Origin of the sequence: Caballeronia sp. LZ001, from assembly GCF_031450875.1 — a bacterium.
Classification (GTDB): Bacteria; Pseudomonadota; Gammaproteobacteria; order Burkholderiales; family Burkholderiaceae; genus Caballeronia.
This window is the reverse complement of the sequence record NZ_JARTVX010000002.1, coordinates 307375-328793: the sequence shown is the minus strand read 5'-3', so window position 1 is coordinate 328793 and position 21419 is coordinate 307375. Positions and strand designations below refer to the sequence as shown.

The window sequence follows — 21419 nt, the reverse complement described above, 5'->3', positions numbered from 1 at the left end:
ACATGGATACGTTGCTGCGTAGGCCGACAAACGCTCGTGAGCAGATGCCGGAGACCACGGCGTTTATCGATGCGCTTCGCCAGGCATTCGGACGCGAGACCATCGACGACGCGTATAGCAAGGGTAGAAAGAACGGGGAGTTCTGGGCGATCGAAGGGGAATTTGTAGTTGGCCTGCCGCCGACCAGTGTGATCGAAAGGCATTCTCATCGGCTTGCGGAGAACAGTTCGCTTGTCGAGTAGATGCGGCTGTTGTGCATCACACGCACACGGTCAATGAGGAGAATCAACCATGCACTACGCCAGTGAAATCCAACATCTTTCCCGTTTCCTAGCGGCGCGGGGCTTTAAGGCCGAAGTTGTGCCCGGGTCAGTCCCGGGAGAGAGCGCGTCTCTCATTGCTTCGAATGGCAACGTGATCGAGCCGGACGCCGCTCCCGAGGGGGTAGCGGCAGCCGCACATCTGTGGTCCCTACTGCACGATCTGCGCGATAACGTCATCACCAAAGAGGCATTCGACAGTTTCGGCGGGAAGCGCTGCCGAGATCTCGTGCGGAGAGAATGGTCACTGTCGCCCAAGGCGCCGAAACCACAGAAACTGTTAGAGAGTCTCGCGGCGAAGTTGCACGGTGCGAGATTCAAGCTGTCACAACGGCGTACACCGCTTGTTGTGGTCGGAACGCGCAGCATCTGTTGGTTTGGAACGAACCGTGTCTATCGGGTATTCGACGATCACGGTGTTTTCACAACGAAGCAAAAAAAACGTGATTTCCCGTCGGAAGAGGAAGTGTTGAGCTTCTTCGAGTCACAGGGTATCTCTGTAACCCGATGAACCGCCATGCCCCGATGCGCGTCATAGCGCGCTCGGGGCTTTTCTTTTTTTTATCCCGCAAAACTTCCATTGCCTGAATGCCATCAGATCAGACAGTAGCCGCGTTCGACTTCGACGGCACCATCACCACCCAGGACTCGCTCAAATCTTTCATACGTCACACAGTGGGACGCACGCGCTTCGCATTGGCCGTTGCTGCCGCGCTGCCGTGGCTAATAGGGGTGCCATTGGGTCTCACCGATCGCGGCAGCGCCAAGGCCCGATTCCTCCGTCATGCTCTGCACGGTGTCTCTGTTGGTGCCTTACAAAGCGCGGCTGAACGCTTCTGCTCGACGCGGCTGTTGGAAATCGTCCGGCCAGAGATGCTTGTTCGAATCCGCGATCATCAATCTCTCGGACACACCGTGGTTATCGTAAGTGCCTCTCCATCGCTTTACCTAGAGATCTGGGCGAGAACCCACGATATCGATACGGTGCTGTCCACAGAGCTCGAGATCGGTGAGCGAGGCTTTTCCGGCCGGCTACTCTCGGCCAATTGCTGGGGACCTGAAAAGGTTCGGCGCCTGACGCGATGGTGGAATTCGATGCCTCCCTCGACACTATATGTGTACGGAGACAGTAGAGGGGACCGAGACATGGCCGCGATCGCTACGTTCGCATGGATTAGAGGAGAGCGGCAGTTACCTGCACTGGCCAACTGGACACAAACGTCGCGTTGACACCCGAAAAGAAAGGCCCGCCAGAAGCAGGCGGGCCGAATCCATATCAGGAGGAGACATGGAGGAGACGGAGTAAGTATAAACCCTCATGCCGACAATACAAGCTACATTTCGCGCCTCATTGATGTTTTGGGCGATACTGTTTATATTTACAGCACTGTGTTTACGTACAGGATAGCGCGAATGGAGCACCTTATCCGTGTGCAAAACGAGCGAGATCGAAAGCTCATGTGCTGGCTGCGGGAACGGGTCAGCGACGAATCGATTACCGCTGCTGCAAAGCGTTGCGGCGGTAGCTCGAAACCATATCTTTCTGCTGTCTGCCGCAAACTCGGACTGACGGCGCCTTCATATCTCTTGCACCGTCACGCAAACCCGAGTCCGATTGCCGAGAAATCGCTTGCAGCGATCCGGGAAATTCTTGCCGCGAAGACGAACGCTCCCGGCCGATCACCTTATTGATCGACTCGACTCGCCGATCTGAGGCTGCCTGGGACCACCGCATTTCCGTCGGGGCAAGCAAACTTTCCTCTAGTTGCCGCGAGTGCTCGTTTCCGCCCATACTCTCCAAAAACGATGAAGGAGAGCGTATGCGCCCCGAACAAATGCTGCCTGCGGAAAAAGAGGCCCTCGAACGACTTTTGGCAATCGCGTCCGGCTACACCGACCAGAGTCGCCGCGTCGCCGATTTCCTGCTGGCATGGTGGAACCCAGCGAACTGCGGCAGCTATGACATTACATCTGGCTGGGGTCTCGACGAGGACATTACAGAGGACGTGTGTACTGTGTTTCGGCTTGCTACGCGTGCAAATAGTTACCCAGACACCCTGGGATACGAATCGCAGTTCGAATCGGTGGTACGCGCATGGCGCCCCGAACTCGTTGACAATAGCGAGGCCGTGTAGACCTTTGCGCACAATCTGGGCGCAAACACCTTGTTTTAGCGAACGCTGCCTGCCCCAAAACGCTACACATCGTTGCTGTTGATTCTTGGCACTTATGGCGTGGTGTTGCGCGCGATCTACCGGATAATATGCTCGTCTATATCTCAGGAAGGCTCTCGGCGCGGTAGCGTCTACCAGAGGAGGTTTCAGCATGTCGCGCTATCTAGAGACGAGCGTAGCGCCATCTTGGCGAAAAAAGTAAAGCAGTTCCGCGAAGATCTAGGCGAGCTGGGTTTCGAGTCCTCGTTTTTTTATCGCTCGCCAGGATCAGCAGAAGCTCCCGTCGCCTATCTGCTGATTGGAGAAACTTCCGGCGACGTAGAGGAAGCGCGCACCGAGAAGGCCCGGTAACGCTGAGTAACAAACGCCGATGAGGTGTTGCGTGGTTCGACGGTCGGTTTCTGTTGCGCGAATTCTGGCCGTGCGCCTTGATCGACCGTCACCGGACGCCCGAAAAACGCAACAGCCCCAAACATACCAACAGCGGTGATAATTTATATTATGTCAAATTAATCAGGGCAATTGTCAAAAACCGACAGCCGAGTCGGCTTGGGCAACCAGACAGGTGTGACTTTGATTTCTGAGCAATTTTCCGGTTAGGGGCATCTAGGCATGGCGGGGGTCTGCCTTGTGGACCTGTATAAATTACCTTTGCAATCAAACACGTGCTGACTAACTGTTTAGTCTCGACAGCAGACCTCCAGATCGTGGAAGTGACAGCGACGTTACCGCTACTTCGAACTGGCATCGATAGCTGCGACAGGCGGCTCGGCCCCGTGGCGGTCTATGGTATCTGCGCGTTTCATGTTTCGCGGGGCATGTGCTTGATGTGGCAGGCGCCGACGCAATAACGACTGTGCACCCGAGGAGCCACCTGTGCTTTTCAAGTCCCAGGCTTCCTGGCGGGGTGCGTCCGATGCAACTGGAGCCTTGCACGGATTCCTGAATACTTATCCCGCGCCCGGGTCAATGGAGCGGACAGACCGCTGAGGCTGGCGATCTGCCTGCGAAGGCTTGGATGAATGCAGGCCAGTCCCAAGACGAAGAAGGCTCCGGGTAGCATCAAAAGGCCAACGATTGCTGCGCTTTTCAACATAACTCCTCCAGAAACCGCATTTGTGTCGCCATGGACCCAGCATAGGTTTCGTGTGTCCTGACAGATTGACGTGTGTCAAGACCATCGTAACGCGTGTGCTGTTCCTCGCATCCGATTCTCGTCGTCTGATGGAGCCGTTCGTTGAAAGTGAAAACGGCATCCCATTGGAGCATCATGAGTGGTCCAACTACATGAGGAGAGCAGGCTGACGCAGATGATTTGTAGAGAGTGTTATAAGAAGGGCGACGGCACCGATGGTGACACCGGTGACGATCAACCATATAGAAAGCACGTAGCCGATCCGCTTCCAAAACTCGGCAACGCGTTCTAGGAGAATCAAACTTGTATAGGAAGTTGTGTCGCCGGCGGCGTTGTGTCCTGTCGCCCGGTAGAAAAAGTACGAATGACGGGCGTCGTCGTCGGTCAGGGATGCGAAAAGCACGGAGCCCGGCGCTATGCGTCCGACTCTCCCGCACTCAGATGACATCATTCTAGTCACAATTGCGTTTTCCGTTGGATGATTGACGACCGCGCTCAGCCAGGTCGTGGCGATCGCCAACAACGTCTTCACAGCGGTCGCATATACGAATCCGGTTCGCCGATTTTGCCGGCGGCGATCGCTTTCGAGTTTCAACGCGCTGCTCCGTGACTATATTCACCCGGACTTTCTCGCTGGCAAGGGGCACATGACCCGGCTCAAGCGACGCGTAATATAGAGCCCTTGGACCTGGCATGGGCAGAAACAGGCGTCTCCCTCCTGGCTTGATCTGAATCAATAATTCAAATAATTCGCGCGACGCGAGTGATAGTTTGAATTCGACCGGGGTCATCCATGTTGTGATGCACCGGATTCAGTCTCGGTGCGTCTTCAAGGGGGCGACATGGTCAGGTGGCTTCTTATCGGATTTGCATTCATTGCATTGATCGCCATCGCGGCGTTTGCGGTGATGCAGTACGTCATCTGGCAGAATGCGGATTGAAGCGATAGCGGTCGCTATGGCAAAAATGGCAGCTTGAAGTCGACGGCTAACGGGAGTCGAGCAGATACGTTGCATCTATTCCGCAGTCGGCTTGCCACGCGCTGGCAGTCAGATGACGTCAACATGACCGGGCAGATCGCCGGCGAGTTCACTTTCCGTGTAAATAAGGTAAAGCATCACCAGCCGCTCTGAATCGAGGATGCGGATCACGTGCAGGGCTTTGAAGATCGGGGCTCGCGACTCGTCAAACACAATAGCCTGTTTTGGCACTTGCCCCGATACACTCAATTTCCCGACCTGATGACAGGAGACGTCGGCTTGGGACATTGACCTTGTTTGGGCGTTCCCGGACCGGTTGTCTTCGTGATTCCTGGAAAGGTAGCAGGTTACGCCCTTCAGGAGGGGATCGTCATATGCCGATATTTCTACTTCACCACCATAGCGTTGCGAATGGGTCGAAATTCTGGCGAGTTCTTCGCCGTGCGCAGCCTGGTTCGCGAATAGCGCTACCGCTATCACCAGGCTGCGCTGCAGCACAAGGTATCGTGTCATGAAGTATCTCCTCACCAGCGGTTGGACGCCGACATAAAGTCGTGAACATCTTTCGCGCGCCACTGGCATCACACTACGTCGACTCATCCATCAGAGCTTGACGCACGTCAAACGATTATTGGTCCCGGGCACCATGCTGGTGTGGTGAACACTCTTTTCTCTGGGCCAGCGCTTCTTCTGTATATATGCGTGGCAGTTGCCACGCGCCCGAGAAGCGGGGCCGGGAGGTATCCATGTTGATCTTTCTTGCTCGAGTATTTTCAACGTCGCTTCTCTTTAGCGCAATAGTTTGCGCCAACGTGTCGGCGCAGCCGCTGCCCGTGCCTGCAGAGCACAACGGTATCCGATATGTAACGGGCGGCATCGGAGAAGATGAAGTCAAGGCCTTTCGTTCAGTCGCACCCAGATACAACGTGCGAATCACGCTCTCGGCCAAGTCTGGTCATTACCTGTCCGATGTCGATGTGAAAATCTCGGCGAAAACACGATCTCTTCTGTCGGTGCGGACGGCAGGCCCATTCCTCTTTGTGCATTTGCCCGCTGGCCAGTATCAGATCTCTGCGCGTGACAGGCACGTGACAGAAACAAGGAAGATCGTGGTTCCGCCACGAGGCGGCATCGACGTTCATTTTTCCTGGGAGGATCCGGACAGGCATGACGTCATGCAGATATGTACTGGATGCCGCGCTCCTTGATCACCAGGTATTCTCCTTGGCGAACAATTCGTGCTCGCTACGGCATCAGCGCCTATCGGTCTGTTGCTCGGATATGGCATCTGCGCGTTGCTGATACGACGCCTGCCACCGATCTGTACCGTCTGCCGCTTGTTAGTGTTGTGCGCGGGTCGGTTCGATTATCCGCGCAATCAGTTTCAAGCTCGTCACATCGACGTTCAATGTTTCGCGATGAGCCTGCAGTCTGATCTTCCCGGAAATATCGGTTCGACGCAGGCCGCGTACCGCACGGATGCATTCATACCTTATGCTGAAAGCAGCGATTTCAAATCAGCTCCAGCTTTTTCATTTGAAACTCGAACCCCTTGTGATCTTTCCGCCATGCCACGTCCGTTTCACTCAGTCGAGCTTGTCCTGCTGGCCGTCTCGGCCGGAAGCCTCGTAACGGGCATCGTGCTTGCCGCGCTCGGACACGTCGCGCTCGCGCAGGTACTTTGGGCCGTTGGAACCTTGCCTGTCCTGCTGGCGCTGCTGGTGTCGACCGTCAAGGCGCTGCGGCGGCATGAAGCGGGCGTCAATGTGCTCGCGCTTCTTGCCATCGGTTTCGCACTAGGCCTCAGCGAGTTTCTCACCGCCGCCGTGATCTCGCTGATGCTGGCGAGCGGACGGGCGCTCGAAGCGTACGCGCAGGAGCGGGCACGCCGCGAAATGACTGCCTTACTAAGCCGCGCTCCGCGTCACGCCAACCGCTTTGAGGGCGGTGAGTGGCGCCGAGTCGAACTGGATGCGGTACATCCCGGCGATCGTCTGCTGGTCCGAAGCGGTGATCTCGTTCCTGTCGATGGCTCGCTAATCGGCCACGCTCAACTGGATGAGTCCACGCTCACCGGGGAGTCCATCATCCAGCAACGCTCACCCGGCGAACCGGTCAATAGCGGCGTCGTAAGTGTCGGTGCGGCGTTCGAGATGGTCGCTGCGGCGAGCGCGGCAGACAGTACGTTCGCCGGGATCGTGCGAATGGTGCAGTCAGCGCAGCGCGAGCGCAGTCCGGCAAGCCGTCTTGCCGATCGCTACGCGCTGTGGTTCGTGTTTGCCGCCCTTGCCCTTGCTGCAGGTAGCTGGCTGATCTCCGGAGAAATCACCAGGGCGCTTGCGGTGCTTGTCGTTGCAACCCCGTGCCCGCTGATTCTTGCGGTTCCCGTGGCCATTGTTTCCGGCATGTCGCGTTGCGCGAAGCGCGGCGTGCTCGTCAAAGGTGGGGCTGCATTGGAAAGGCTCGCGCAAGCGAGCGTGCTGTTCTTCGACAAAACGGGAACGCTGACGGGAGGGCACGCGCGCCTCGTCGCAATTGAAGCCGCTACCGGCACCTCTCCCGAGACGGTCCTGCGCCTTGCTGCATCTCTTGGCCAAGCGTCTGCGCACGTCATATCCGAAGCGGTGACTGTGGCTGCACGCGAGCGCAATCTCGTCTTGTCACTACCTGGCCGGGTCGAGGAGCAGCCCGGTGCCGGGGTAAAGGGCGAAGTGGATGGCCATTTCGTCGCGATCGGCTCTTATGTCTTTGTGGCGTCGCTCGCGACGCCAGCACCCTGGAGCGAAGTTTTCCTTCAACGCCTGACGTACGAGGGCGCTTCCGCCGTGTTCGTCGGGGTGGACGGCAGCATGGTCGGGGCCCTACAGATGGCTGATCAGATCCGGCTTGAAACCCCACGCGCGCTGCGGCTGCTCAGGCACGAGGGCATCAAACGGCTTGTCATGCTCACGGGCGACAGACGCGATGTGGCCGAAACGGTGGGGGCAATGCTGGGCGTCACGGAGGTGCGATCCGAGCTGTCTCCGGCGGACAAGCTTGCAGCGATCCAGGCGGCACGCCGTGAAGGGCCCGTTGTCATGGTTGGCGATGGCATCAACGACGCGCCCGCGCTTGCAGCTGCGGACGTCGGCGTTGCGATGGGCGCACGAGGCGCGGCGGCGTCCTCCGAGGCGGCGGACGTGGTGCTGCTGGTCGACCGGCTGGACCGGCTTGTCGAGGGGTTTCGGGTGGCGAAACACACGCGGCGAATCGCCGTCCAGAGCGTGATGGCGGGCATTGCACTGTCGGTGGCGGCAATGATCGTCGCCGCGTTCGGGTTTCTGCCGCCCCTGCCGGGCGCGTTGCTTCAGGAGCTAATTGATGTGGCTGTCATCGCGAACGCGCTACGGGCGTTGCGGATTCGTTCCACGGCAATGGTGGGCAGCCTTGCCCGTGACGACGAAGATCGCCTGAAGACCGAGCATGTTGAACTCGGCCCAGTAATCGAGCAGATCAGGGAACTCGCGGACAAACTGCCCGGTTTGCCGGGACCATCTGTGGCGGGCGCCCTGGCCAGCATGAACGATTTGCTGGCACACAAGCTCGTTCCGCATGAACAGCACGACGACCTGGAAGTCTATCCGGGCCTTGCAGCCCTTCTCGGCGGAGAAGACCCGATGGCGGCGATGAGTGCTATGCACCGAGAAATCTTCCGGATCTCCCGCTTACTTCGGCTGATGACGGACACAGTACCAGCCGCGGGACCCGATCCCGATTGCATCCGCGAATTCCAGCGCCTGCTGTATGGACTCGATGCGATCGTACGCCTGCATTGTGCCCAGGAAGAGGAACTGTTCCATACGCTCGGGGAAGGAGCGTAAAGACCGATTTCCTGTATGTGTGCGCTGGTATCGATGCGGGCAGCGAAATACATCAGGGTCGATTACCCGGCATCCTGACCGCGAATATAGGAATTCCGTCTGAGTTCAACGGCACTGTCGCGGCAGTGCAGGTTTGGTCCCACGATAATTGAAATTGCAATCGGTTTATGTGCGCTGCGGCTCAGGCGTCCTGTGTGCCGACGAGCAGTAGTGGGGATTGCGCAAGATGCGCGACTCGCCCCGCAACGCTACCAAACAGCCAACGTGATATACCACGCCTGCCATGCGTGCCCATCACAATCAGTTGCGCGTGACAGTTGCTGGCTTCGCGAACGATGGTATGGGCCACATCGTCGCTGGTACGCCGCGTCTTGACAAGTGCGGTACTCGACCGTATCGACACATGCGAAAGAACCGGCTCCGCGGCCGCGAGTGCATGCCTGCCTTCATCGAAGAAAGCGTCCTCCAGTGCGTCGATGGGAACGAAGTCGCTCAGCCGTACCGCGCGATCGATCACATAGATGGCTCGCAAAGAAGCGTCGGGTGCCGCAAACCGCACACCAAAGCGCAGCGCGGTTGCCGCATGTGGACTTCCGTCGACCGCGAACAGGATGCGCTCCGGCAAGTGTTCGTTCTCGACGTTATAGCCTTCGGGTACTACAAGCAGCGGGCAGTGCAGAAGCTTTGACAACGCCTCGGAGACGGTCCCCTCAACCCAGCGCGTCAGCCCATGGTGGTGGCGCGCGCCTACGACCATCAGTTCGGCTTGCCATGCATTGGCTGCATTCACCAACGCTTGAACAACGACCCCGCCGCGCTTCGAGAGGTCAACCACTTCCGTCTCGATGCGTACGTCACATGACGCCAGTACAGCTTGGGCCTGTTCGAGCGCCGCGGCCGCATCCTTCAGCAGTTCTTCGCGCACTGAATCGAGCGTGTGGCTGACATGCCGACCGCTCGGAAAGAGTGTATGCGGATTCTCGGCCACGCTCACGAGCCGGACTTCGCCACCGTGCGGCAGGAGGTGACTCGCGTACGCGAGCGCGTTCCGCGATGCTTTCGATGAATCAACGGCGATGAGTACTCGGCGTGGCAATGCAGGATTGATGTCGTCGGGTCCGTTCGAATTCATGGTTTACCCAGTAAGGTTATCGACCGCCATCCGTCAAGCCGGACGCTTTTGCCGCGGCTCGCTCAAGCCGGCATAGCCGGGAGACATACCAACTTCAGAAGCGATGGTCGTAGTTGAACCGGATCTTTGTCGGCTTCGGCTGATCCTTCTGCGTAACAGTCAGATCAACGTGATAAATGCCACTCCACGGCATCTGGAAGTCGTTGTCATAAGTGACGGCGCCGCCCACCTTGACGGCATCCAGACGCTTCTCCACAGGCTTCGTGTGAAAGTGTGTATCGTGGGCGCGGGGGCCTTTGACGCTGGCAAGTACGGTGGCGTCGCTCAAGCGTCTGCCCGTGGCCGCCTCAAAGATTGCGACGGTCAGATGGTACTGGTTGGGACTCGGAGCGGTGATGTTGCTTGCTGCGTTCGATCCGGATTCTCCCAGCTTGCTGGATGGAATCACGCCGTAGTGAACAGTGAGACCGTGTGCAGTGACACTGTGCGAGAGATCGTCTGCGTAAGCGACAGCGCATACGCCAAGAAGAAACGTCGTAAAAATCGCGCTGATCAGCTGTAGCCTGATTCGCATGTGCACCTCCCACCTGTTTGATCGTGCAGACTATGGATACCTTTGATCCAAGACTCCTCAATGGTATGGTCAGGCCTTGTGGGTATGGCGCCTTGATTCAGATCAAGCATTGCCAGCATGCCACTTTACCTCGACTTCGAGACCCCCGAGGGACTTCGAGCGACGCACGTCGACGGTTGCCGCGTGAAGGTCGACAATTCGCTGGACGATCGACCAGCCAAGACCACTTCCGCTTTCGTTGGTACCCGGAACCCTGAAGAAGCGCTCGCCCAACCGCGAGCGATCCGCATCGGCGAGTCCTGGGCCGCTGTCTCCAACCGACAGGGATGCGGTGGCGCCATCTGTCGTCGTTCTGATCAACACGGATGCGCCAGACGGGCTGTAACGGATGGCATTGTCCACGAGGTTGCGCACCAGGGCCGCGAGCAACATTTCGTCGCCTGCGACGTGGCAGGGTCTTTCGCCTTCGAATTCCAGTGACAGCTGCTTCGCGATCGCCGTTGGCGCCAGTTCTGCGACGACGCGCTGTGCAAGCGCACTCAGGTCCACCTTCGTGAGTGCGAGGGTTGCCCCGGACTCGAGTCTTGAAAGCACCAGCAGCTGGCTCACGAGACGCGTCGCGCGATCACACCCTTCGAGAGTGGCGCGTAACGCGTGCTGACGAAGGGCGTCATCCGTTTCGGCCAGCGCAACTTGAGCCTGCGTCCGAATCGCCGCAATAGGCGTGCGCAATTCATGTGCGGCGTCCGCAGTGAACCGGCGTTCTGCTTCCCATACCGTCTGGATACGCTCGAAGAGCTGATTGAGCGCGTCGAGCACCGGGGACAGCTCGGCAGGGGGTTGGGGCATCACGACGGGAGCAAGATCATCCGGGCCACGCTGGGCAATGCTTCGGCCCAGTTTCTTGAGCGGCGTCACCCCTTGCCGCACGGCCCACCAGGTGGCAAGTCCAAGAAGGGGCAGGGCGGCGGCCATAGGCCATAACGTACCGCGCAATACCGCTAGCAGTATCGCGGTGCGCGAATCGATACGCTCTCCGACATAGATGCGTGTATCTTCATCCGTCCCGCGCACGGAAAACACACGCCACGCATTACCATCAATCTGCACGGTGGCGAAACCCTGCCCGAACTCACCACCGGAGGGAATCATGGGCTCAGCCGGTGCATTGGCCGAACGCACGATTGCCTGTCCCTCATGAAAGATCTGGAAGGCAACCTTAGGCGCATACGGATGCGGTACGCGTGTATCGATCTCATCATCATCGTCAATCGATTGCGTCTGCTGGACAATCAGCAACGCCGCTGCCTGAGCAAGGTGGCTATCGAGCAGTTCGTCGAGCTCGCTGCGGGCGTCACGCCAGATGAACACCGCGGTAACCATCCATATGCCGATCACGCTCCCGATCACCAGGACCAGCAGACGCCCCTGCAATGAGCGCGGCAGGAGCATCACGTAGCGCAACCCTCTCGCATCAGTACGTACCCGACCCCACGAACTGTCCTGATCAGATCGCTGCCGAGTTTGGACCGCAGGCGATGGATGTGCACTTCAACTGCGTTGCTCTCTACTTCCTGACCCCAGCCGTACATGGCCTGTTCCAGCTGTTCGCGCGACATCACACGGCCCGCATTCAGCATCAGCACGTACAGGAGGTCAAACTCTCGGGTGGAAACGGACACGGTTTCTCCATTGCGGTAGACAAGCCTCGCTGCCGGTTCAAGTGTGACGTCCTGCACTTCCAGCTTTTCCTGCGGCTGGCCGTGCGCGCGGCGCACGAGCGCTCGCAGGCGGGCGGCAAGCTCCAGAAGGTCGATGGGCTTGACGACGTAGTCGTCGGCGCCGATGTCGAGTCCACGGACGCGATCGGGAACCGTGTCGCGTGCGGTCAGCACCAGTACGGGCATGGTCACGCCCGCGTGACGTACCGACGACAGGACGTCGATACCATCCTTGAGCGGAAGTCCGAGATCGAGCACGGCCGCCGCGTAGGACCGGGTACGCAGTTCCGTTTCGGCAGCCTGACCGTCGCGAACCCAGTCGACCTGAAACCCCGCTTGCCGAAGGCCCGCGCGAATTCCATCGCCAAGCAACAGATCGTCTTCGACGAGCAGGATACGCATTATGTCCTTGACCTTTGAGGGGCATCAATCGGCATCATCGCGGTCGGTCTGGTGTGAAGTCGCTGCGTTGCTACCGGGCGCTATTGGCGCAGGTGCGACTTGCCACTGCCACCACCAGAACGCAAGCACACTGGCGAGCACAATCGCCGCGACGCTTCGCCACACGCGCTTGATGCCTGCGTCGGGGTGCCCGGACTTATGTCCGCTCAGCATCGCGCCGACCAGGTTTTCCCGATGAAGCCAGCTGCTCACGACGACGCCGGCCACATGTACGCCAACCAGCGCAAGCATGATGCTGGCCAAAGCCTCGTGCACTTCACCTGGCCAGTTTCCTCCGACATCGTTATAGGTCGCCCAGCCCGTCATGGTCAATGCGCATGCCAAAGCTAGCATGGCGACGATGACGACGGCGCCGGCCGGGTTGTGTCCGACATGGCGTTGCGGGTGGCCACGCAATATCCCCAGGAGATACCTCCACACGGAGGCCGGGCCGCAAACGAAGCTGGAAAAACGGGCGTATTTCGTTCCGACCAGCCCCCATGCAAGTCGAAAGATCACGAGACCACCTGCCGTGTAGCCTAGCGCGACATGGACGAGCCGCCAATGCTCGCTTTCCGCGGTCAGCCATGCACCGGCAAAGCAGGCCGCGAACAGCCAGTGGAAAAGCCGTACGGGCGCATCCCAGACCAGAATGCGACGTTGCTTCGTATCGCCTGCGCTGCTGCTATTGCGGTATGCGGATGAAGTGTTCATTGAAGTTTCCTTGTTCGGCGCGGGTATGGCACGCCGCGCAATTTGACGCACTCTTGATCATGGGACGTTTCCACACAGCGGCGGGCACTTCTGCATGCTCCTGCCGGAACCAGTTCGCGCGGGTGATGCGATCTTCGGGCAGGAGAGCGTGCGCGGCCGCGTCTCCTGCCGAATTTGCGGCGAGCCACGTTGAGATCTGCCTGACCGAGTCTGCGTCGAGTGACGCATCGTTGCCGAAATGGTGCTGCAGGTTGTCGAGAATGCGCTGCCATGACGCGGCAGGCAGCATGCCCGGCGGATAGGCAATATGGCAGGTTGCGCACTCTTGCCGATACCTGGGCAGCACATTGACCTGACCAGGCGTCACTTCAGATTCGGCGGCGGCGATCGAGGCCGTCAGGGCAGCCACAAGCGCGACGGCACAAACATGAACAGGGCGGGGCACAAGGTGAAAAAGCATGGGAAGCGCTCCGGCGGAAAGAACCTTCGATAGTGGAGAAAGGCGCCTACGGCTTCAGCGTCAAAAGCCACGCAAGCAGATCCGCCTTCTCGGCTGCGCTGCACTCACGTCCGACGACGTCGTTGCAATTGCGACGGAACCATTTCTCGGTCTTGGAGGCGTCCGTAAAGCGCTCCGGGTTGAACGCAGGGGCCAGAGGTCCAATCGATTTACCTGTTACAGCATGCCTGCCAGCCTGTGTGGGCACTGCGCCGTGGCACGAAGCGCAACGCCACTCATGGCCATGTGACGCATTGAAGAACTGTTGCCCACGCGACGGGTCCGCTTCCGCATTGCCCGACTGGTTACGGTAAGAGACGAGAAGATCCGATGGCGTGGCAGCGTTGGCTGTCGACATTGAAGTCATGGCAAGGACCAGCAGAAGTGCCCCGTACAAACCCTGCGGCAAGAGAGGCGATTTGCTCACGAGAATCTCCGGTAGATGCTGATCATCCTGGGCGAACTTCCTTACCGGAGTCTTAACGCTTCAATCTCGCCGTTTGCTCACGATGCGATTGCTGTAACAGCGCATCGGCTCCGACTTCGGCTTTCCGAAGTCCGTTAGCGGCACGCGCATAACGGCGGAAATCACGCCTCCTCTCACCTTTTTGCGGGAGGTGCAGACCGTGCTCGCAGCGCGTCAATCCTTTGATGCGCGTCAAGGGGCGGCGCCGATCGGCGGGTAATGTTGAATAAAGACAGCTTCAATCCCGCTTGCCGCCACCGCGGAAACTTCCATGAAAAAGCTTCTGTTTCCTGTCGCAATCTGCATTGCGTTGAGTTCGCCGATGCTTCATGCGGCGTCAAAGGACGCAACTGCCGCACAAAGCACGTCAAAGGCCCAGAGCACGGATACGGCGGCATTCGACAAGAATCTGGCTCAATTCCAGGAGCAGATGAAGACGATGCAGGCGCAGATGAACCAGATCCGACAGGCGCAGGATCCGAAGGAACGCCAGAAGCTTCTGCAGCAACACTGGGCGACAATGCAAAGTGCGATGACCACCATGCACGGGATGTGGGGCTCCGGCACGATGGGGCACGGAATGATGGGGCAGGGGATGATGAGCGGCGGCTGGGGCCATATGGGAGGGTACTACTCCAGACTCAGTCCCGAGCAACTGCGGCAGCGTCAGTATATGACCGACCAATACCTGCAGATGCAACAGGAAATGATGAACAACATGATGTGGCAACAGCAGTATTCAACGCAGCCTCCCGCCTCGCCGCAGTGAAGTGCACGACGGCCGGTGGTCGGATTACCTGCAGGACTGGTAACTGCCGCCGATAAGCGCGGTTGTTCCCGGACTCCGCAAATCAAAAGGTTTGCTGTTTGAAGAGCGCACCGGGCGTAGTTTGGGTTGTCACACACCCTGTTGTATAGCGGCGCCGTCAACCCCGTTCAACTTGCGCGGATCCACATGGGTCATGACATTCAGCACGCGATGGCGGGCCAGCACATGCTGGCGCGCAGCGACCGCAATTTCGTGTCCCGCCTCAACCGAGATCGCAGCGTCGACCTCGATGTGCACGTCGACCACAATCATATCGCCCATTTTTCGCGTCCGAAGATCATGCACGCCGATTACGCCGGGCGTGGCGAGCAGCGTCTGGCGGACGGCGATTACCTCATGCTCGTCGGCCGAACGGTCCATCAGATCATGCAGGGCATCCCAGCCGAAGTGCCATCCCATCTTAACGACAAGCAATCCGACGATCAGTGCCGCGATCGGATCCAGTATCGGGTAACCAGCCAGATTTCCGACGATGCCAACTCCCACAACGAGTGAGGAGGCAGCGTCCGACCTGGCGTGCCATGCGTTGGCGACGAGCATGCTTGACTTCGCACGCGTCGCCGCCGCCAGCATGTAACGGAACAAGAGTTCTTTCGCAATCAATGCGCCAATGGCAACCCAGAGTGCGGCAATGTGAACGCGCTGTACGGTTGCGGGATCTTCGAGCTTGCGAACCGCGGACCAGAGCATGCCGATGCCCACTGCGGAAAGCAGGGCGCCCAGCGCCAACGACGCGCCAGTCTCGAAACGCTGGTGGCCGTATGGGTGCTTTTCGTCAGCGCCCTTCCCGCTATGATGGCTGGCGAAGAGCACCACGAAGTCGGCGACGAGATCGGACAGTGAGTGAACGCCATCGGCGATCAGGCCTTGAGATCCGGAAAAGATGCCGGCGATAACCTGGGCAAGCGTAAGGCACAGGTTGACGCCGACGCTCACCCACGTGCTGCGGGCAGCAACAGCGGATCGCTCGGCGGGGGAGTGTTCCGGATTCTCAGAGTCGTCGAAGAGTGCTTCGGATTTCATAAAGTAGGCCTTCCGGTGCGGTGAATGCTGGCCATCTCTCGCTGGGTGACAGCGGTCAAGGGGCAGCAGTTGTAGCGCCCCCGCTCTGGCACCGGGGAAGAAACGGCAGGACGCCGCCAGCAAGGTTCAAAGGTACAGCCTTCAATTTTGCTCGACGCTTCAGTTGCGTCAATGGCGAAACCCCGTTCCAAGGCAACGGCGCCGGCGACAGGGCAACAGCGCTGGCAGTCGACGACGTTCTGCTCTAAGGGCTGCGTGCGAACGCGAGCGATCCGCATACGTGGTAGGTCGTCGGTAAGACGGCGCAGATTGAACCGTATGCGTGCATGGTCCGAAAAGATGATCCGACGTTCAAGCAGCTCGTCGATGGTACGCTCGCAAGGCTGATGAAGAGCGGCGAATTCGCGCGTCTCTACGCAAAGTGGTTCGAATCGCCGATCCCACCGCGCGGCGTGAATCTCAAGATGCCGATGAGCGTCGAGTTGAAGGAGAACCTGACTGAACGCAGCGACCGCCCCACACAATGAGTAGAGGCGATCACCCGGACATGAGCGTGTCGTCGATCACTCGTTGCCCCGCGCTAAACCCTGCCATGAGTGCTGCCGCTTCTGTTCCAAACGGTTTCTGATTGTCATTCATCAGGCGAATAGGAGACAACAGCGCAGCAGGCAAGCCCTTTACTCCGATCGATACGATCGCGACATAGCCATCCAGTGGCGATGGAACGGCGCGGCGGGAGGATAACCATACGGGTTCGAGGGATACAGTTACTTCGAAGCAATTGTAGGGGTAAGTCCTTTGCATAGGGGGCGTGGATAGTCCTTCAACAGGGCCGAAGTGTACGCGTTATGCGTCATTTAAACCTGAAGGCGACATTAAGATACGCAGAATGCGTTTGCCGAAACGTCACCCGGACTACGCGCCGCGTTGCGAACTGATTTCAGAAATGCCGAATCAAAGAGTTGCTTTTCAAGCACCGATCTAGGTGGGCAGATTTAGTCCCATAATGTCACTCAGCTTTCATCATTGGGCGCCTCATAGGCTCCAAATGGCGTTCGCGAAGAGGAAGAACATAAACGTGTCTTCCGACTTTCGCCTGAGCGCGACTTCTTGGCGCTACCTATGACTGCTCCCGGTCGAGCCCCGCACGAATCTGGGCCAATTCATTGCGGCGCTGAGTCGTGGCTTCGGGATACCGAAGATTCAATTTCTCCAGCATGTTGAGAATGATCTGGGAAACTATTAGCCGAGCGTTTTCCTTGTCATCGGCAGGCACGACATACCACGGGGCGTTTTTTGTGCTGGTCGCACTGAGACACTGCTCATAGGCTTTCATATACTCCGACCAGAACTTGCGTTCTTCGACATCGGCGGTACTGAATTTCCAGTTCTTGTCGGGTTCGTCGATACGCGCGAGGAAGCGCTTTCTCTGCTCTTCCCTTGAAAGGTGCAGAAAGAACTTGACGATCCGCGTGTCGTTGCGATGAAGATGACTCTCAAGATCATTGATGGAGCGATAACGGCCCTGCCAGAGGGCCGCCTCCGCGCCTGGAGAGCCAGATAAACCCTCTGCGCGAAGTATCTCCGGATGGACACGCAGGATCAAGACCTCTTCGTAGTATGACCTGTTGAAAATCCCGATTTGTCCACGCTCAGGGAGGTCGCGCGTAGTACGCCAAAGAAAATCATGTTGAAGCTCAGTCGCGCTCGGATGTTTGAAACTGAAAACCTTGCAACCCTGCGGGTTGACGCCCGACATGACGTGCTTGATCACCCCGTCTTTTCCTGCCGCATCCATTGCCTGAAGTATGAACAGTACCGCGTAGCGGTTATCGGAATACAGGACGCTTTGCAATGCGCGCAACTGTTTGATGTGGTCCGCCAGCATGGCGTGATAGTGCTCTTTCGATCCGTATGCGGGTGCCACACGCGATGGCCATTTGGCCAGGTCAACTGCCGCACCTTCGTGGATGCGAAATGCATCTGAGTCGATCTTCATGCCTATCCTCCCGACCGGGACCGATTGAATACTTAAGCAATCCGCGTACCGGCCGGCTCAGACCGCTGGCGGTGAGACGACCGCACCAATCTCTCTTGAGCTTTCTGCATGGTTCCGCAGCGGCACAATGAGCACCGGAATGTCGGCGCTGCGCAAAAATGATTCGGCGGTACTGCCGAGCAGGATGCGCTCGACACCACTGCGGCCATGTGTGCCAAGCACCATCAGATCTGCGCCCCATGGCGTTCGGTTGTGCGCTGCAGGGTCATTGAACCCGGGGCCGGGCCAAACGATGTCCGGCGCGCTTTCGACCACGCTGACCGCGTGAATGGCAGCCCCGTCCATCGCAGCAAGACGGATCGCCTCGGCGAGTGCCGAAACAGCGATCTGACTGCCGTCAATTCCAACCGGGATGCGTCTGAACATAGGCGTTCAAGGGCGTGTGACCCTTCCTCCGAAGCAAGGCAATGATGGCGGCTTTGGCCGTCTCCAGCACACCAGCAAAAAAGAGCGTAGCAACAAGCAACGCCGAAATGGCCAACGGCCGCAGCGGCGCCATCATTACACCGCTGGTGGCCAAGCCAATCGTAAGTGCGATGTCGATTAGAGAGGACGCGACGAGCCATGCACCCGGACGTGAATGCAAAACGCCATACCGCTCGCGCGCCACATAGACGATCGCTTGGCTGCCGAATACCAGTGTGACGAAGGCGAGGGTACGCAGCGAGTCCAAGGTGAAATGGAGACCATAAAGCGCTGCAGCGATCACACCAGTACCCAACGTCAGCTGGCAGACGTCATATAGCGTTGCGAGCGGTGTCACGTATCGCGTATCCCATGCCGCTGGAGATGACGAGGGCGTCACTCGGTCGACTGTCAAGGCCATAGTAATGAAGTCCCCCGTCACGAGCAGCAATGCCATGAGCAGTGGCGTCAGGATAGCGTGGCCGGTCATCACAACGCCCGGCGGCGAGGAACAGCACCAGATGGAATTTTTTGGCGAGTGCATTCAGTACATAGGTTGTAAGTCGCTCAAACGCGCATCGCGCTTCGATAATCGTCGTGACGATTCAATTAAAACCAGGCTTCGCGAGGACAACCGCAGCGGCCGCTCTCGCGACATCGGTCGCTGTCGCCACTGCGATTCCTGCCTGCGCCTGACGAAGCGCGGGCGCATCGTTGAGCCCGTCTCCGCACATGGCGACCACGTGCCCGCGATCCTGAAACGTCCTGGACAGCCGGAATTTGTCTTCCGGATAAACCTCAGCATAGACGTCGGCGTCTTGCCACTGGCCGCCGCGATTTCTTGACCGACCGCCGGTGCGCACTCGAGTCCACCGCAGCGAGCATTCCAATACCCGTCGTTCAGTACGGCCACCTTTTGAACGTGCGCGTAACGGGCACCTCTGAGCCTTGAGCGTCCGCTTCAGGAACTCTCCTCGAATAGACCTTCTCGTGGATTGATCATCGTCAACCGGAAGGCGTTTATCACGAAGACGAGCGGTTCCATGAGAGTTGCACTCTCATACCGGCGGTGAGCCCCTTATCATTAACGGTGGCAGGGACGGGTTCCGTCGCACGCTGCGGGGTGTTGGGCACGTTCTCCGGACTGTTTGTCGACGAAGCCTGCGGGGCAGGCGGACGGCTCCCGACCGCCTTTGCGTGCGTGTCATCAGGTGGCGCAAGCGGAGTGTTCGGCGGCGTGATAGGACTATAAACCCAGGCGCCCGTGGGCTTGATACGGCGGCGACGGTGTGTGAAGTCAGCTACGGCTTCCCGTTGATCGCTGACAGGTACCGCGCTATCTCCTCGATCTTGTCGGCAGGAAGCGGCGCTGCATAGACCACCCGCATCTTGTCGACCTCAGCCTTCCACTCTCCGAACGACAAGGGCGGTTGTCGCAATACCATTCCGGGAGAGTGGCAAATTACGCAGTGGGCGTTGGCCAGTTCAGAGCCCGGGGCGGGCGGAAACGTAGTCCGACCGGTAGGCAGCGACACTTCGACCGTTTGCCGATCAGGGGCAGTCGGGGGCGGGGCGGCCCCCGTTGTCTCTGACACGGCGAGGCAAGTGAAAGTCGCCATGGAGAGAACGGCCATCTGAGCCTTCATACCATCTCCTCAAGCAGCAAACACATCAAGCTGTTCGACTGCATTACGCATGTAGCCGCCGGGGTTCCAGTTTGGCGTGTCCGGCTGGGCAATGCCTTCTGTGTTGGTCGCCTTCACCTTCAGTACGTACTGGCCGCCTTGTCGGGGTGAGAACTGCGATTCCCATCGGCGGAAGCTGTACTTGCCGAAGTCACGACCGAGTCGCGCAGGCGTCCACGTCGTCCCGTTATCGTGCGAAAAAAGGACCTCGCGCACACCGGCATCGCCCCCAAACGCGATCCCGCGCACTATCTGCGTCCGGCTCAGGTCGAGCACGGCGCCATCACCGAGGTTCGTGAAGAATGACCTCGGTACCATCGCGCCGATCGGAATCGTCTTTACGTTCGCCTGTCCTGGCGATACGTCTGCGTGAGGTGTATCCGGTATCTGGTAGGCCTTGGCCATCCAGAAGTTGGTATCCGGGGTGTCAATGACCTCGATATCCGCGAGCATCTTCATCCAGTACGTGGAGTACCATCCGGGTACGACGAGGCGAAGCGGGTAGCCATTCAAAAGCGGAAGGGGCTTGCCGTTCATGGCAAAGGCGACCATGACTTCGCCATCACGCGCGTGATCCACGCTGAGCGTCTTGACAAAATCGGGCGTGTCGGCAATGACGCCCGTGTCAAGGCCGTTGAAGCGTACCTGCACGGCGCCTGGCTTTACGCCGGCGCGGTCGAGAATGTCCCTGAGACGCACCCCTGTCCATATCGCGTTGCCCATTGCGCCGTTGGCCCATTCACCTCCCGCGACACGGGGCCTGAAAAACCCACGCGAGTTCCCAGCGCACTGGTTCACGGCAGCGATCTCGACGCGCTCGAATTTTCTCGACAGGTCGTCAAGACTGAGGTCTAGTTCACGGTTGACCGATCCCCGCACTTTCACGTGGAACGCCCGGGCATCAATGCGTGTAGGAATGCTTGCGAGGTGCCAGCGGACGAAAAAGCGATCGTTCGGCGTGAACACGCCTTCGTCGAAGACAGAGAATGGGGTCTCCAGGAGAGGCGGGCGGCTGCGGAGGAGCAGCATTTCGCCCTTTTGCGGAAACGCGGTTGTCAGTTCGCGCAGTCCGTTTTCGAAGGGAAGGGTGACCGCATTGGCGGCTTGCGTGAGCCTCGGCAGTCCCAATGCCAGACAACCTGCGCTTCCTGCCATGAGTGATTGCAGCACGCGGCGGCGCCTGGTATCGCATCGGTCGTTCATCACCGCTCCCTATCCTCTGTCCACATCCCGCTCTTGCGTCGGGACCTGACTCAATATATGCGCCGCGAAGCGCCTGCTCCATCAGGAATACCCGCAATCGCGCTATGCCGACAAGGTAGCCCGGCGGCCGGCGATGCACGACGGTGCAAATGCGAGGGTGGCGCATCGGTGCAAGCTTGCGGCTACCGAGTCGCGTGCC

At 58.8% G+C, this 21419-nt stretch carries 23 protein-coding genes and 1 pseudogene; 10 read left to right on the top strand and 14 right to left on the bottom strand.

Going from position 1 to position 21419, the window contains the following annotated elements; translation table 11 throughout:
• Positions 1-2: 2 nt before the first annotated feature.
• The 5 genes from P9292_RS03985 (at position 3) to P9292_RS03965 (ending at position 2845) form a co-directional block, all read left to right on the top strand.
• Complete coding sequence (locus P9292_RS03985) at positions 3-242, top strand: hypothetical protein (RefSeq protein WP_244797584.1); 240 nt, start codon at positions 3-5, stop codon at positions 240-242.
• 49 nt (positions 243-291) lie between these two features.
• Positions 292-831 (top strand): hypothetical protein, encoded by a 540-nt coding sequence (locus tag P9292_RS03980; protein WP_244797585.1) that lies wholly within the window; start codon positions 292-294, stop codon positions 829-831.
• 77 nt (positions 832-908) lie between these two features.
• Positions 909-1550: an HAD-IB family hydrolase gene (locus P9292_RS03975; protein WP_244797586.1), complete on the top strand. Its 642-nt coding sequence runs from the start codon at positions 909-911 to the stop codon at positions 1548-1550.
• 590 nt (positions 1551-2140) lie between these two features.
• On the top strand, positions 2141-2455 hold the full coding sequence (locus P9292_RS03970; protein ID WP_244797588.1) for a hypothetical protein: 315 nt from the start codon (positions 2141-2143) through the stop codon (positions 2453-2455).
• A gap of 225 nt (positions 2456-2680) precedes the next feature.
• Positions 2681-2845: a hypothetical protein gene (locus tag P9292_RS03965; RefSeq protein WP_244797589.1), complete on the top strand. Its 165-nt coding sequence runs from the start codon at positions 2681-2683 to the stop codon at positions 2843-2845.
• A 932-nt stretch (positions 2846-3777) separates the two neighbouring features.
• Here the strand turns inward: P9292_RS03965 and P9292_RS03960 are convergent.
• Together P9292_RS03960 and P9292_RS03955 are read right to left on the bottom strand one after the other, a co-directional pair.
• The gene (locus P9292_RS03960) at positions 3778-4224 is read right to left on the bottom strand and encodes a hypothetical protein (protein ID WP_244797590.1); all 447 of its coding nucleotides are present in this window, start codon (positions 4222-4224) and stop codon (positions 3778-3780) included.
• A 454-nt stretch (positions 4225-4678) separates the two neighbouring features.
• Positions 4679-5122 (bottom strand): CreA family protein, encoded by a 444-nt coding sequence (locus tag P9292_RS03955; protein ID WP_244797591.1) that lies wholly within the window; start codon positions 5120-5122, stop codon positions 4679-4681.
• A gap of 233 nt (positions 5123-5355) precedes the next feature.
• Here P9292_RS03955 and P9292_RS03950 point away from each other — a divergent pair, with 233 nt between their 5' ends.
• Together P9292_RS03950 and P9292_RS03945 are read left to right on the top strand one after the other, a co-directional pair.
• Positions 5356-5817: a carboxypeptidase regulatory-like domain-containing protein gene (locus P9292_RS03950; protein WP_244797592.1), complete on the top strand. Its 462-nt coding sequence runs from the start codon at positions 5356-5358 to the stop codon at positions 5815-5817.
• A gap of 360 nt (positions 5818-6177) precedes the next feature.
• Entirely contained in the window at positions 6178-8469 is a 2292-nt protein-coding gene (locus P9292_RS03945) for a heavy metal translocating P-type ATPase (protein WP_244797689.1), read from the top strand.
• A 181-nt stretch (positions 8470-8650) separates the two neighbouring features.
• On the opposite strand, the gene P9292_RS03940 is transcribed toward P9292_RS03945, so the two are convergent.
• The 7 genes from P9292_RS03940 to P9292_RS03910 all read right to left on the bottom strand — a co-directional run bounded on the left by P9292_RS03940 (position 8651) and on the right by P9292_RS03910 (position 13917).
• Positions 8651-9601: a universal stress protein gene (locus P9292_RS03940; protein ID WP_244797593.1), complete on the bottom strand. Its 951-nt coding sequence runs from the start codon at positions 9599-9601 to the stop codon at positions 8651-8653.
• A 94-nt stretch (positions 9602-9695) separates the two neighbouring features.
• Positions 9696-10175 carry a hypothetical protein gene (locus tag P9292_RS03935; protein WP_244797594.1) on the bottom strand — a complete coding sequence of 160 codons (480 nt, stop codon included), beginning with the start codon at positions 10173-10175 and terminating at the stop codon, positions 9696-9698.
• A 102-nt stretch (positions 10176-10277) separates the two neighbouring features.
• On the bottom strand, positions 10278-11627 hold the full coding sequence (locus tag P9292_RS03930) for an ATP-binding protein (RefSeq protein WP_244797690.1): 1350 nt from the start codon (positions 11625-11627) through the stop codon (positions 10278-10280).
• Positions 11627-12298 (bottom strand): winged helix-turn-helix domain-containing protein, encoded by a 672-nt coding sequence (locus P9292_RS03925; RefSeq protein WP_244797595.1) that lies wholly within the window; start codon positions 12296-12298, stop codon positions 11627-11629. The genes P9292_RS03930 and P9292_RS03925 overlap by 1 nt, the downstream gene beginning before the upstream one ends.
• A 24-nt stretch (positions 12299-12322) precedes the next feature.
• Positions 12323-13051 carry a cytochrome b/b6 domain-containing protein gene (locus tag P9292_RS03920; protein ID WP_244797596.1) on the bottom strand — a complete coding sequence of 243 codons (729 nt, stop codon included), beginning with the start codon at positions 13049-13051 and terminating at the stop codon, positions 12323-12325.
• Positions 13023-13511 (bottom strand): diheme cytochrome c, encoded by a 489-nt coding sequence (locus tag P9292_RS03915; RefSeq protein WP_244797597.1) that lies wholly within the window; start codon positions 13509-13511, stop codon positions 13023-13025. The genes P9292_RS03920 and P9292_RS03915 overlap by 29 nt, the downstream gene beginning before the upstream one ends.
• A 46-nt stretch (positions 13512-13557) precedes the next feature.
• Positions 13558-13917, bottom strand: a complete 360-nt coding sequence (locus P9292_RS03910) for a DUF1924 domain-containing protein (RefSeq protein ID WP_244797691.1) — start codon at positions 13915-13917, stop codon at positions 13558-13560.
• Between the two features lie 370 nt (positions 13918-14287).
• Here P9292_RS03910 and P9292_RS03905 point away from each other — a divergent pair, with 370 nt between their 5' ends.
• A complete protein-coding gene (locus P9292_RS03905; RefSeq protein WP_244797598.1) occupies positions 14288-14785 on the top strand; it encodes a hypothetical protein in 498 nt (165 codons plus the stop codon).
• Positions 14786-14914: 129 nt separating this feature from the next.
• On the opposite strand, the gene P9292_RS03900 is transcribed toward P9292_RS03905, so the two are convergent.
• Positions 14915-15868 (bottom strand): cation diffusion facilitator family transporter, encoded by a 954-nt coding sequence (locus P9292_RS03900; protein WP_244797599.1) that lies wholly within the window; start codon positions 15866-15868, stop codon positions 14915-14917.
• Between the two features lie 200 nt (positions 15869-16068).
• Here P9292_RS03900 and P9292_RS03895 point away from each other — a divergent pair.
• A pseudogene (locus P9292_RS03895) lies at positions 16069-16395 on the top strand (transporter substrate-binding domain-containing protein); the annotation flags it as partial.
• A gap of 593 nt (positions 16396-16988) precedes the next feature.
• On the opposite strand, the gene P9292_RS03890 reads toward P9292_RS03895, so the two are convergent.
• Genes P9292_RS03890 through P9292_RS03880 form a run of 3 tightly spaced genes read right to left on the bottom strand, consistent with a single transcriptional unit; the run spans position 16989 to position 18690 of the window.
• Positions 16989-17867: an ADP-polyphosphate phosphotransferase gene (locus P9292_RS03890; RefSeq protein ID WP_309958078.1), complete on the bottom strand. Its 879-nt coding sequence runs from the start codon at positions 17865-17867 to the stop codon at positions 16989-16991.
• A gap of 57 nt (positions 17868-17924) precedes the next feature.
• A complete protein-coding gene (locus P9292_RS03885; RefSeq protein ID WP_244797602.1) occupies positions 17925-18293 on the bottom strand; it encodes a universal stress protein in 369 nt (122 codons plus the stop codon).
• Positions 18265-18690 (bottom strand): hypothetical protein, encoded by a 426-nt coding sequence (locus P9292_RS03880; RefSeq protein WP_409015119.1) that lies wholly within the window; start codon positions 18688-18690, stop codon positions 18265-18267. The genes P9292_RS03885 and P9292_RS03880 overlap by 29 nt, the downstream gene beginning before the upstream one ends.
• A 67-nt stretch (positions 18691-18757) precedes the next feature.
• On the opposite strand from P9292_RS03880, the gene P9292_RS43120 reads away from it, so the two are divergent.
• Complete coding sequence (locus P9292_RS43120) at positions 18758-19177, top strand: hypothetical protein (protein WP_342346307.1); 420 nt, start codon at positions 18758-18760, stop codon at positions 19175-19177.
• Positions 19178-19987: 810 nt separating this feature from the next.
• Here P9292_RS43120 and P9292_RS03870 read toward each other — a convergent pair.
• Positions 19988-21220 (bottom strand): molybdopterin-dependent oxidoreductase, encoded by a 1233-nt coding sequence (locus P9292_RS03870; RefSeq protein ID WP_244797604.1) that lies wholly within the window; start codon positions 21218-21220, stop codon positions 19988-19990.
• Positions 21221-21419 lie beyond the last annotated feature (199 nt).